The following is a 12,589-nucleotide window of genomic DNA, read 5'->3' as shown; positions in this document are numbered from 1 at the left end:
AATTTATTTGCCGGTTTTAAATTCGCCGAACACATGCGGCAGTCCGGCGGCGTATTGTTTCAGCAGCGTTTGCATTTCCTGCAGCACCGGCACAAATGCCGGATCGGCGGCAAGATTTTTCTGTTCCGCCGGATCATCATTTAAATTAAACAGCTGATCGCAGTCGGAGTACGCCGGAAATTTCCGGCGGAACCATTGCGGCGAACCGCGCGTCGATCCGTCCCAGATCACTTTATCCGCTTCCAGCAGCGGTTGAAGTTCCGGCGGATAACGCAGTGCAATATATTTCCACTTCTCCGTCACCACACCTTTGGCAAAACCGAATTCAAGAAAAATACTTTCGCGTACCGGCGACGAGCTGCCTTTCAGCAGCGGCAGTAAACTCACACCGTCAACCGCGCCGGGATTTACAATTCCGCCCACTGCTTCAACCAGCGTCGGCAGCCAGTCGATCGACGCCGCCAGCCGGCCACAAACTGTTCCGGCGCTCACCACCCCCGGCCATTTCACAATCATCGGAACATTCACGCCGGCTTCATACAGCATCCGTTTTCCGGCGCTCTGATGATCGCTGAGCAGAACCACTATCGTGCGTTCCGCAATGCCCTCTTCTTCGAGCGTGCGCAGCAGCGCACCGACTGAATCGTCGAGCCAGGTGATGATCGCCGCATTTTCATTTTTAATTCCGGCAGCGGACACCCGCGCAAACACATCGTCGAGCGGCGGCTGAACATCCGGAACATTTTCCAGAAAACCGGCGGGCGTCGCGCGCGGATCGCGCTTACGCAGATTCACCTGCATACCGTCGGACGAAGCAATGCCGTGCGGCAGCGGACTGGCATAATAAAGGAAGAACGGCTGCTTGCTGTTCGCACGAATAAAATGAATCGCTCCTTCCGTTACCCACGGTGAATTATCAAACTGAATTTCTTCAATCGGAAACGCCTCTTTATTCTCCCAGTAAAGGCGGTCAACCACATCAAAACCGGTCTGCGCTTTTACACGCGCGACAGTTTCCGCATAATGCTCTTTCAGTTTTTTCAGTGCCGCCGGATCACGCGCATCGCTGCCGAAATTCAGATACGGGCGCTGCAGCGAAATGCGGTCGTTATGATATTTGCCGACCATCGCCGTGGCATAGCCCAGTTCATTAAAATAATGCGCAATTGTTTTTTCTCCGCCGCCCGCTTCGATGAACACGCCGGATTTCCCCTGCAGTTCAACATTCTCCAGACTCACCGGTTTATCCGCCGGAATTTCCTGCGCCAGCCGGTTATTTTTGCCGGCATATTTTCCGGTGAGAAACGCATAGCGGCTCGGAACGCAAACCGGACTGGTGACATATCCACGCAAAAATTTCATGCCGTCTTTCGCGAGCTGATCCATGTGCGGCGACAGCACCAAGCCGGATCCCCGATAGCAGCTGATTTCATTAAAATCCAGATCGTCCAGATGAATAAAAACCACATTCGGTTTTTCATTGCCGGCGGCAGTCGCCACCGAAAATCCGGAAAGCGCCATTATCATTCTAATTATTTTTTTCATCGTGCACCTTTCTGCAGCTCATACGGCTGTAATTTAAAAATTTCTTTTTCGCCCGCCGGATTATACACCGCCGCCGTTTGCGGCGCCGGACTGTTGTTTGCCACAATCCATTGGTTTACTGCCGGAAAAAATACCGCATCCACTGCCGGATTTTCCGAACTGCATTGGCTCAGCTCATCCTCCTTGCCGGCGAGCCACAGCAGAATCCGGCGCAACGCCTGTACCTGTTCCGGAACACAATCAATCCGCGAAAGATACACTGCGCGGCCGGCGCCGTATTCATGCGCGGCCAGCAAAACATGATTGTTTTGCGCGGCTAGAATCTGCACCGTCGGCTGTGCCGGAAACACATTGGTTTCCAGCGCCGGTACCGGCAGATTCTTTAAAAAATGGTTTTCCGGCGGCACGGTTTTCGCCGGCGCGCAATTCCGTGTTGCGCCGGATTCTTTATCGACACCGAAGACATCCGCCAATTGGAAAATACGGTTCGCACCGGCGTGTGCCGATGGATCGCTGACGCCAAGCAGCGCGCCGCCGGATTTTACAAATGCACGAATTTTTTCCTGCACATCCAGATCCGCCCACAGTTTTCCGCCGCTCCACGCCGAACCCTCGCGACCTTCATTAATCAGCACGTCAATTGAATCCAGCGCACCGGTTTTTATATCGTCAAAATTCAAAAATGAAACGTCGAACGGCAGACCGGAAAGCGCTTCAGAAAGTCCGCGCCCGTTAAATTTTTCATACCAGCGCGGACCGGTCATCCACGACCGGCATCTGCCCCACGCATTTAAAATTCCGACACGCGCCACGGTGTACGGCTTCTGTCCGCCGACCGTTTCAATAATATCGCGGAACTCGTTGCAGATGGATTCCACTGCCGCAACAAACGCTTCATCTTTCGCCGCTAAACTTAAATATCCGCCGTAACCGATCCGGTCGATCACCGGATTGCGCAGCAGTGCACGCCGCGCCGCAACCCACATCTGCCGGGCGGTTCCGGCGGTGTTATGCTGACCGTCAAACAAGTCCGGAAAAAGATACGGCTGCATGCGTATCTCTTTTTTGATGCTGCCGGGAATGTCGGCAATCCGGCGCAAATCTTCGCCGCAGGTTACAGAACCGACAACATAATCGAATCCGGTTTCAGGAAACCCGGCGAGGTACGGCTCGGCGCCGATCCAGTGATCGCCGAAAAAGAACATCGAAATTTTTCCGGCGGCGTGAATCAGTTCATTCACTTTGCCGGCATAGGCGCGGACAAATTTCTGAACGAAATCCATCCAGTCTTTCACCGCCTGATCGGGAATCCGGTGCGCACCGTTATAACTTCCGCCGTCAATAAATGTTTCGAGCGCCGGACGGTAGCCGTGTTCCTGTTCAAAGAGTTCCAGTGCATATGGACTGACGGCATCGTGATAGCCGAACCAGTCGGTATGGCGCGGCGAACCGTCGGTGCCGCCGGTAATGGTGAAATGATAAAAGAGCGATGTCAGCCGCACGACATCCACCTCCGGATTTTTTTCCAACCAGTGTTTCAACCAGTCGAGCAGATAATTTCCGGCGGAGGGGAAACGCGGATCAATTCCCATCGCTTCGCGGCGCGTCCAGCCGTTGGTCAGATGGTTATACATCGACGTCGGCTCCCAGATCTGCCGGACAAAAAAGTTCACCGTATAAACATGTCCCGGCGCCGGCGCTTGAATGATCACTGTTCCGGAATTTTTATCCGCGCTCCAGTTTTCCGGCGCGACAAGATCACCGGTTGTGCGATCGATCACTTCCCACCAGTTTTGCGGATCGTCGTCCCAATCGATTTCAAACTGGCGCGCGAAAAAACCGGCGAGCAGTTCAATTGTCAGCGGAGAATTTCCCGCTGTGCGCGGATCGCTCATTAAAACGCGGTGGTGTACAAACTGCCGGTGCGCATAGGCATAATCCTGATCGGCGCGGATCAGACACAGCGTAGAATATACCGTTGCGCCCAGTGCGTTGATGCCGGCGGAAAGTTCCGTGCCGTCAGAATTGCGCACGGCATCCGCACCCCACCGGCGCATCAGCTCCGCTGTCTCTTTTTCATAGCCCGCTTCAGCAGGCAGTGTAACCCGTCCGTAATTCATTTCGATTCCTGTAAATTAATGGTCGAAGCATTTTTAAAAATCAGTGTTTGAGGATAAGCCGATGCCGTGACGGCAGCCGTTCCGGCAGAAAACGTCCGCACAACATTGCCCATGGCGTCCAGCAGCTGGATTCCGCCGGCATCCGCCTTGAAGGAAATGTTTTTCTTCGTTCCGCCGGCACGTGTTTGAAACAGCGTGAAAAATGCAATCAGCCGGTCATTACCGCGGGAGAATTCATAGACAAACAGATCCTCTGTTTCGGCAAGCTTGCGTTCAAAACGCGCACCGGCATACACATCTGCAAATGCGCCGATCGCGCCGTAGGCAAAACGCGGGCAGAAATAATAATCCAGATAGCCCCAGCCCGCCGGCGTCCCGCCGTCCGCCGGCGGAATCTGCATACGCGGACCGCCCTGCCAGCGGGTCGCATAAAACAGCCAGCCTTCGGCACCGTTCGCCCGGCCGAAGAAAAGTTTCTGCATGTGCGTCACGGCCTGGGAGATTTCTTTATCAAGCCGCCACGCCGCGTCACCGCCTTCGGTTTGAATGAATGAAATGTTTTTAGCGCCGGCGCGTTCTGCGATGGCATTCAAATTTTCATAATGCGTGCGAATGCGTGTTAAATCGCCGTGCGCATGAAACGGAATAAACGGTGAATCGAGCGCCGCCGTTAAAATTCCGGTTGTCTTCTCTTGTTTAATCAGATCATCCGGCGCGGCAAGCGGCGTCAGTCCGCCGCAAAGCAGTTTAACGGGCCGGGAAAGTTTGCGGCTTTCTTCCGCCGCAATTTGAAAAATCTCAATATATTCATCTGCGGTTCCACGCCAGAAATGATCGTTATCCGGCTCGTTCATCACTTCAACAAATGCGGCGTGTTTTGCATACCGGGAGAGAAATTCTCCGGCGAAGCGCCGGAAACATTCAGTTTCCGGCGGAAGCTGCCACCACGCCGCCGCACCGGAATTTCCGGCGCGCTGCATCCACGGCAGGCCGCCCAGCTGCAGTGCAACCTGAAATCCCTTTCCGGCGATCAAATCAACCAGCTGATCCTGCGCTGAATAATCGACCGGAAACCCGCCGGATTTCCGGTTGCTGTCCACCAGCGCCGAACAGCTGATCCGTTCAATGCTCAGTCCCAACCGCGCATCCAGTTCGAGTTCTTTATTAACTGTTTCATCCGCCGTCAACGGCGCCGGACAGAACGGACCGAAACTGTTTTTACCGTTCAGCCGCGCCGGAAACATGCACGACCCGAGAAAAAATTCTCCGTCCATACTCCAGCGGCTTCGCTGCGCTTCATTCGATGGCAGCACTGCAAAACTTTTCGGCAGGCGCGCAGCAACTGTTCCATTCTCAACCTGATCCAGCGTCAGCAGCCAGGTTCCGCGGCCGGTGATGTTAAAAATCAGTGTTTCGTCAACCGGACAGCGCAGCGTTTTTTTTGCAACCGGAATGCCGTTCCAGTCCCAAACCGTTAAGTGCAGTTCGCCGCGCTGGATATTGCCGGATGTACACCGGAGCTGAACGGTCTCGCCCGGAGAAAAAATCCAGTTGAACGGCGTTTCCGGTTCAATTGAAAAACCGGCGCGAATAGCGGCGGTTTCCTGCAGCCAGCCGGCGGAACTCAACGTCGCTTCCGTTTCAACCCGCCGCATTTCCGGCGCAAGGTTGAAGACGGACTGCCCCGCTAAGGAGAGTCCGCTCAACAACAAAACCGGAAGCATCCGCATCATGGAACCAGCTCCGCCTCTGTTGCATTTTTCAAACGCAGTGTTTGCGGATAAACACCGGCGGTGAGTGTGATGGTTCTTTCCGCCGGCGTAGAAATAATATTACCCATCGCATCAATTAATTCCGCACGGTCGGCGACGGTGCGAATTGAAATTGTTTTTTCCGGCGCCGGACCGGCATCGCTCTGCAGGACAAAAAAGCTGATCAGCCGGTCGGATCCTTTTGAAAATTCATACACGAAGAAAGAATCTGTTTCCGCCAGCTTCCGTTCAAAATGCGCGCCGGCATAAACATCCGCAAATGCTCCGATGGCGCCATAGGCAAAACGCGGGCAGAAATAATAATCCAGATAACCCCAGCCCGCCGGCGTTCCGCCGTCTTTCGCCGGAATCTGAACTCTTGGCCCGCCGTGCCAGCGGGTTGCATAGAACAACCAGCCGCGTGTGTTATTCGCCCAGGCATACAACACTTTCTGCAGCGCCGTTATCGCCTGAATTTTTTCATTCGCCAGACTCCACGCACAAATACCGCCTTCTGTTTGTACGAACGGCATATCCGGCTTGCCGGCGACGGTGCACATTTCGCGCAGAATTTCCATGTGCTTGCGCGCGCGCTCCAGCGTGCCGTGCGCATGAAATGAAAGATACGGCGCGTCAATTGTTCCGCTGACGATTTCCTGCATCCGCGCGCGCTTTACCGGATCTTCTTCCGATTTCACATCCGGTGCTTTCAGCGGCGTCATCCCGCCCGCCAGCAGCGGCGCAAGCCGGCGCGGCGCGGCGCGCACGGATTTGCGCGCAGTGAGCGCCGTTTGAAACAGATTAACATATTCCTGTCCGCTGCCGACCCAGAAATGCAGATTATCCGGCTCGTTCATGATTTCCATAAACGCCGTTCTGCCGGAATAACGGAGCAGAAACTGCTGAACCAGTTGAGAATACGCTTCCGGTTCCGGCGGACTCATCCAGAATGCATGTCCGGCGTCGGCATAATCTTTGCGCGTCATCCACGGCAGCGGAATAATCTGCAAGGCCAGATCCAAACCGGCGTCGGAAATCATATCCGCAATGCTGTCGAGCCGTGAAAAATCTGCCGGGAATCCGGCGGTGGAGCGGTTGTCCAGCATCAGTGCATCGTTATCAAAGCGTTCAATTTTCAAGCCGAGCCGCGCATCCAGCGCCAGCTCGCGCTGTGTTGTCTGCCGGTCGGTTAATCCCGGCGGTGTCATTGCGCCGAAGCTGTTTGTCCAGCCCGTCCGGCACGGAAACAAACAGGAGCCGAGAAAAAACTCTCCGTCCATGCCCCAGAAATTTCTTTTAAGTTCGTTCGATGGCAGCACCGCGAAACTTTTCGCCAACCGGCTGACGAATTCGCCGGATTCAAACAGATCGAGCGTCACCAGCCACGTGCCGCGTCCTTCAACAGAAAATGAAATCTGTTCATCGAACGGCGCGCACAACTGTTTCTGCCATACGGCATCACCGTTCCAGTTCCACGCCGTTAGAAACACATCGCCGGCGCGCAGTTTTGCATCCGAAAAAAGATGAAAGCTGATTTTTTCCGCCGGTGCAAAAACCCATTCATACGGCTTCGCCGGTTCAAGATGAATTCCTTTACGCAGCGTTTCTTCGTCGAATTCAAAACCGGTGTTCAACGCCGGAACCGCATTTTCTTTCAGCGCCGGCATCCGCCAGCTCAGCTCCGCCGCCGCAGCGTTTAATGATACGATGAACAGACACAACCGTTTTAACAGAACACGCATGATTATTTTTTCCAGAATTTTTCCATGAACGGATCGCTGGTGGAATCCAGCCACGCAACCACTTCAGCTTTCAATTCATCCATTACTTCGTCCTGATCCTGACCGCGAAAAACCGGCTTCATCTGATACGGATCGTTTTCGTTATCATATAATACTTCGCAGCCGTCGCCGGACATACTTTTGTATACGGCCTGCGTCAGCACATAGGTATATTTTTTTGTGCGGACGCCGCGCCAGTAACGGTCGGCTTCCTGATTTCCGTAAAACAGTCCTTTGTCAAACTGAATAAACGCTTTGCCGGGCGTTTCCATTTCCTGTCCGCGCATCAGCGGCGAAAAATCCGTGCCGTCCACCCGCGCCGGAACCGGCAGTTCCATCAGGCCGAGCAGCGACGGCATTAAATCAATGCTATTGAACGGTTCGTCCGTTTTTCCGGCGGGAATTTTTCCCGGCCACGAAATCAGCATCGGCACGCCGATGGATTCTTCATACCAGATTCCTTTGGTCATGCGTCCCTGCGACCCCAGCATTTCGCCGTGATCCGCCGTATAAACAATAATTGTATTTTCCAGCTCGCCGTTTTTTCTCAACGCTTCAAGCATCCGCCCGAACTGTTCGTCAATCGATGTAATTGCACCGAAATATCCCGGCAGTGTTTCGCAGGAGGAATCCTGCATTTTCCCGACCGGTCTCACATTCGGGCGGCGCTCAAGTTTTTCGCACGGCTGATACAGCGCTTCAAACCGCTCCGGCGCGGCATAACCGTAACCTAATGTTTTCTGCGGCTTGCCCGGATTCCATTTTGTTTCAAATCCCGGGCCGCCGCCGTTGTGCGGCGGCGCATACGAAACAACCAGCGCAAACGGTTTAGATGTATCGCGCACCGCGTTTTTATTCAGAATAAAATCAAGCGCTTTATCCGTTGTGCGCTCCGGTATCCAGCCCTCTTCACGAATAATTTCCGGCGTGTCGCCGTAATAGGTCGGCGTAAAATGCCAGTGCATCACACTCTTAAACCAGTAATCCCAGCCGTGCCGCCGGTCGCGCGGCACAAAATCTTTATGATGCCCTTTCGGATCGCCGTTTAAATGCCACTTTCCGACATAACCAGTGCTGTAGCCGTTCTGCTTTAGCACATCGCCCAGCGTTTCGCCGGTCAGCGGCAGTGCGCAGTCATTACTGTGCACCGTATTATTCTGTGTATAGCAGCCCGTTAAAAGACACGCGCGGTTCGGCGATGAAATCGGCACTTCCGCTACCGCCGAGGTAAAAACAAGCGCGCGTTTGGCAAAATCGTCAAACACCGGCGTGATCACCGGATCTTCATGCATAAACCCCATGGCCTGCCGGCGGTGCTGATCAGAAAAAACAAACAGCAGATTCGGGCGTTTCCGTTTTAACGTAACTCCTGCCGTCGACGCAGCAAAGGTTCCTGCCATTGCTGTTGTTGATATAAACTCTCTGCGTTTCATCATAACTGCACGTCCTTATTTTGTGTTTCTGCGACCTATTACACTAAAATTAATGCATTGATTAAACCCTGTCAACTTAAACGGCTCGATTTTTACAATTTATCCAGGCATATCAGTGTCGAAAAAGAAGCGTTTTTTTTGATTAACCCGGCGTACAGGCTTTTAAAGGCTCTCAGAAATCGAATGGAAGATCTTTATGAAATTTCAGAGCGGCTTGATGAGGAATTCAGATTGAGAAGATCTTAGACTGTAAACTTATAATTTTTCGCGGGCTTTTGTTTGAAAATATAGTGAACCGCTCCACGGGCTGAAGCCTGTGGAGCAGTTCACTAAAATACGAAACCCCTAAAGTATGATTCATGTCACAGAGACTTCGTTGCTTGTCGGGGGAAGTTGGTAGATTGTAAAAGCAAGAGTCCGGTTGGAGGCGGAAAAATTCCATGCCAGAATGAACCTTTCTTCATTCAGTGAAAACAAAGGAAAGGAACATCGGCATGGAACAGGCAGAGCGTAGCACACCTCACCCGCGCAAAGGAAAACAGTTGAGTCAGGAAGAACGCATTCAGATTGAAGTGCTGTTGCGTTCCGGCGAAACCGCAGTTCACATCGCAAGGCTGCTCGGACGGTCGGAACGCACCGTCAGGCGGGAACGTCAGCGCGGCTGGCTGACCTGCCGTACCGGGCGCGATTCAGCCGAAGAGCGCTATAATGCAGTACGGGGTCAGACGGTGTATGAACGCCGGCGGAAAACGCAGGTTCCGGCAGTAATCGATCCGCAGTTGGCGGCGTTTCCGGTTGAACAGATTGCGCTCAAGCGATGCTCTCCGGCGGTGGCCGCGTACCGGATGAAAGATGAGCCCTATGCGGTGTGTATGAAAACGGTTTATCATCTGATTAATCACGGCAGAGTCCCCGGGGTGAGTGATGAGTCACTGTGGGAAAAGCGGCAGCGCAAACGCCGGTATCGTCCGGTTCACCGTATCCGTAAGCGTGCGGTGGCACCGGGACACAGTATTACAGACCGGCCGGCAGCGGTTGAAACCCGGGGCGAGTTCGGCCATTGGGAGATCGACCTGATCGTTAGTGAGAAAGGCGCACTGCTCTCATTAACGGAACGCAAAACCCGGCGGCTGATCCTGCGGAAACTGAAAAGCCGGAGTCAGGCGGCGGTGATTCGTGTACTCAATGAGATCGAACGGCAGATGGGGGTCGAGGCGTTCCGGAGCGTATTTAAAAGCATTACCCCGGATAACGGGAGTGAACTGCTTGATCATGCGGGAATGGAACGTTCCGTTGGCAGGGGCAGGCGGACGCATCTGTATTATGCCCATCCGTACAGTGCGTGGGAACGCGGCGGCAATGAGAATACCAACCGGTTCATCCGGCGGTTTATTCCGAAAGGGAGAAAGCCGGGACGCATCAGCAGAAAAATGCTTCACGAGATCGAACTATGGATTAACACCTATCCACGCAAGATTTTAAATTTTGAAACAGCGGAAGAACGGTTCAATCAGGAAATCGCGGCATGAATCAAAAAGCTTCAACCGGACACTTGCTTTTACAATCTACCCTTGTCGGGGGAAGTTCCATTTTTCAAAACAGATTGTTTGTAAAAGCTGATTATGCCTGTATTTTTATAACCCGTAGCAGAAAATCCCGGCTTTTAAGGCCGGGGGATAAAATGAAATCCATACTTCGGACTGTTTTGCCGGAACGGAGCAATTATGCAGAAGACCGGAAGCTGCGGGCTTCCGCCGGCGGGGTGCTTCACTTTGTTTCTTGCCTTGTCCCGACCCCCTTGTCTATCTTTTCACCTGCTTTATGCTGCACCCCTGTAGCTCAGCTGGATAGAGCATCGGATTTCTAATCCGACGGTCACAGGTTCGAATCCTGTCGGGGGTGCCAAATTTTAATGAAAAATGAAGTCTGAAATCTGAAAAATAATAATGCTGTTTTTTCAGAGCGCGGGTTTCAGCAGGCAGGTTTTATATGACGCACTCATGGGTGGAAATTGATCTCGGCGCACTGAAGGAAAATGTTCAGTCGTTGCGCCGTTCTATTCCGCCGGATGTCGAAATTATTTTTGTTGTTAAAGCCGATGCTTACAACCACGGAATTATTCCGGTATCATGCGCCGCCGCTGAAGCGGGTGTGAAATGGCTGGCAGTGGCTTATCTTGATGAGGCTCTGAAGATTCGTGCGGCGCTGCCGGACGTTAACATTCTTATTCTCGGTGTGCTCGATTCCGGTGATGTTGCAACGGCGTATCGGAATCACATCATTCCGATTCTCGCCAATGGTGATCATGCCCGCGCATTGGCAGCTGAAGCGGCGCGGCTGGGAATTGAGCTGCCGGTGCACCTGAAGATTGATACCGGTATGGGGCGGCTCGGCTGTCCGTGGAACGGAGTTGAAGCGCTGGCCGCTGAACTTAAAAAATTCCCGGCACTGAAAATTTCCGGTGCGTGCAGTCACTTTGCCGCCGTTGAGCCGGATTCACCGCACGGCGCAACAATGCAGGTTGAACGTTTTGAAACGGCATTACATTTTCTACCGGAAAATATTTTTAAACATATTTCCAGCAGCCGCGCCGCACTTTTCTTTCCTGAGTGGGATTTTAGCGGCATTCGCCAGGGCATTGTGCTGTACGGCTACGGCACCGGTCATCCGGACGGGCGGTTTCACACGCGCCCGATTCTGCAGTGGAAAACGCGGATTGTACAAATCAAACAGGTTCCGGCGGGCTGTGCAGTCGGTTACGTCAGCACACACGTTACTGAAAATCCAACGCAGATTGCAACGCTGGCGGTGGGTTACGCCGACGGTTATAACCGCGCGCTCAGTAATCGCGGCGACGTACTGATTCGCGGATGCCGGTGTGCGGTGGTCGGACGTGTCAGCATGAACTGGGTCACGGTCGATCTTGGTCCCGATCTCGCTGCACAAACCGGCGACGAGGCTGTTTTGATCGGCCGGCAGGGCGGTGAAGAAATCTGGGCAAGTGAACTTTCAAAAATCTGCCGCACCATTCCGTATGAAATTTTAACCAGCATTAATGCCGGCATTGAACGCCGGTATATCCAGTGAGAAAACAAATGACCGAAAAGAAAAAACCGTTCAGCGACAATCCGATGTTCAGCCTCATGCTGAACGTTATCATTCCCGTTCTGATTCTCACTCTGCTCAGCAAAGAAAAATATCTCGGTCCGGTGAAGGCGATGATCATTGCGCTGCTGTTTCCGATCCTTTACGGAACACACACATTAATAAAAGAACGGCGTACCGACTTTATTGCACTGCTCGGCATCATCAGCGTACTGCTCACCGGTGTTTTCAGCATCATGGAACTGCCGCCCGAATGGATTGCCTGCAAAGAAGCCGCCATCCCGCTGATTATCGGACTCGCCGTTGTCATTTCATTAAAAACACCGTGGCCGCTCATTAAAAAATTATTGATGAATCACAAGCTGTTCGATGTCGATAAAATCCATGAACATCTACGTGAGCGTGATAACGAACAGATTTTTGAAAAACGACTCGTCGGGTTGACGTGGGGACTCGCCTCGTCATTTTTTCTTTCGGCCGGTTTAAATTACGGGTTGGCAAAAGTTATTTTAAAAAGCGAACCGGGTACCGAAGCGTTTGCCGCGGAAGTAGGGCGTATGACCGGATTGAGTTACATCGTCGTCATGCTGCCGAGCATGGCGGTGATGATCGCTGTACTTATCGCTCTTATTAAAACGCTTACCGGACTCACCGGCTTGAAAATGGACGATATGCTCTCTGCTGAATTACGGGAAAAAACAGCGCTGCCGGATTCTTCACCCAAAGAAAATTGATTCACCGCCGCGCGTCATACCATCCAGGATGTGAGCAGCCAGCAGCTCATCTGTTTTTTCAGGATGCCGGATGTCTCGGTTTCCGGCTCAGCCGTTGAATACAAATGAGATCAGAAGTTT

The 12,589-nt window shown here is 52.9% G+C and carries 8 protein-coding genes and 1 tRNA gene; 4 read left to right on the top strand and 5 right to left on the bottom strand.

Features of this window, described 5'->3' with window-relative positions; translation table 11 throughout:
• Positions 1–3: 3 nt before the first annotated feature.
• Genes WC959_03855 through WC959_03835 form a run of 5 tightly spaced genes read right to left on the bottom strand, consistent with a single transcriptional unit; the run spans position 4 to position 8,633 of the window.
• On the bottom strand, positions 4–1,545 hold the full coding sequence (locus WC959_03855) for a sulfatase-like hydrolase/transferase (protein MFA5688265.1): 1,542 nt from the start codon (positions 1,543–1,545) through the stop codon (positions 4–6).
• A complete protein-coding gene (gene gnpA / locus WC959_03850) occupies positions 1,542–3,665 on the bottom strand; it encodes a 1,3-beta-galactosyl-N-acetylhexosamine phosphorylase (protein MFA5688264.1) in 2,124 nt (707 codons plus the stop codon). The genes WC959_03855 and gnpA overlap by 4 nt, the downstream gene beginning before the upstream one ends.
• Positions 3,662–5,398 carry a hypothetical protein gene (locus WC959_03845; GenBank protein MFA5688263.1) on the bottom strand — a complete coding sequence of 579 codons (1,737 nt, stop codon included), beginning with the start codon at positions 5,396–5,398 and terminating at the stop codon, positions 3,662–3,664. The genes gnpA and WC959_03845 overlap by 4 nt, the downstream gene beginning before the upstream one ends.
• Entirely contained in the window at positions 5,395–7,158 is a 1,764-nt protein-coding gene (locus tag WC959_03840) for a hypothetical protein (GenBank protein MFA5688262.1), read from the bottom strand. The genes WC959_03845 and WC959_03840 overlap by 4 nt, the downstream gene beginning before the upstream one ends.
• Positions 7,159–7,160: 2 nt before the next feature.
• Positions 7,161–8,633 carry a sulfatase gene (locus WC959_03835; GenBank protein MFA5688261.1) on the bottom strand — a complete coding sequence of 491 codons (1,473 nt, stop codon included), beginning with the start codon at positions 8,631–8,633 and terminating at the stop codon, positions 7,161–7,163.
• Between the two features lie 491 nt (positions 8,634–9,124).
• Between WC959_03835 and WC959_03830 the strand changes: the two genes are divergently transcribed.
• The 4 genes from WC959_03830 to WC959_03815 all read left to right on the top strand — a co-directional run bounded on the left by WC959_03830 (position 9,125) and on the right by WC959_03815 (position 12,469).
• Positions 9,125–10,159 (top strand): IS30 family transposase, encoded by a 1,035-nt coding sequence (locus WC959_03830; GenBank protein MFA5688260.1) that lies wholly within the window; start codon positions 9,125–9,127, stop codon positions 10,157–10,159.
• A gap of 299 nt (positions 10,160–10,458) precedes the next feature.
• A tRNA-Arg gene (locus WC959_03825) sits at positions 10,459–10,535 on the top strand.
• 84 nt (positions 10,536–10,619) lie between these two features.
• Positions 10,620–11,717 (top strand): alanine racemase, encoded by a 1,098-nt coding sequence (alr, locus tag WC959_03820; protein MFA5688259.1) that lies wholly within the window; start codon positions 10,620–10,622, stop codon positions 11,715–11,717.
• A complete protein-coding gene (locus WC959_03815; protein MFA5688258.1) occupies positions 11,714–12,469 on the top strand; it encodes a VC0807 family protein in 756 nt (251 codons plus the stop codon). Before alr ends, WC959_03815 begins: the two co-directional genes overlap by 4 nt.
• Positions 12,470–12,589 lie beyond the last annotated feature (120 nt).

It is taken from the genome of Kiritimatiellales bacterium (assembly GCA_041656295.1).
In the GTDB taxonomy this organism is placed as follows: domain Bacteria; phylum Verrucomicrobiota; class Kiritimatiellia; order Kiritimatiellales; family Tichowtungiaceae; genus Tichowtungia.
Note: the sequence above shows the minus strand (reverse complement) of the source record. Positions and strands in the feature narration are given on the sequence as shown.

Excerpts from the sequence above, each read along its gene's own strand:
- WC959_03855 (MFA5688265.1), bottom strand. The coding sequence starts at position 1,545 with ATGAAAAAAATAATTAGAATGATAATGGCGCTTTCCGGATTTTCGGTG.
- gnpA (MFA5688264.1), bottom strand. The coding sequence starts at position 3,665 with ATGAATTACGGACGGGTTACACTGCCTGCTGAAGCGGGCTATGAAAAA.
- WC959_03845 (MFA5688263.1), bottom strand. The coding sequence starts at position 5,398 with ATGATGCGGATGCTTCCGGTTTTGTTGTTGAGCGGACTCTCCTTAGCG.
- WC959_03840 (MFA5688262.1), bottom strand. The coding sequence starts at position 7,158 with ATGCGTGTTCTGTTAAAACGGTTGTGTCTGTTCATCGTATCATTAAAC.
- WC959_03835 (MFA5688261.1), bottom strand. The coding sequence starts at position 8,633 with ATGATGAAACGCAGAGAGTTTATATCAACAACAGCAATGGCAGGAACC.
- WC959_03830 (MFA5688260.1), top strand. The coding sequence starts at position 9,125 with ATGGAACAGGCAGAGCGTAGCACACCTCACCCGCGCAAAGGAAAACAG.
- alr (MFA5688259.1), top strand. The coding sequence starts at position 10,620 with ATGACGCACTCATGGGTGGAAATTGATCTCGGCGCACTGAAGGAAAAT.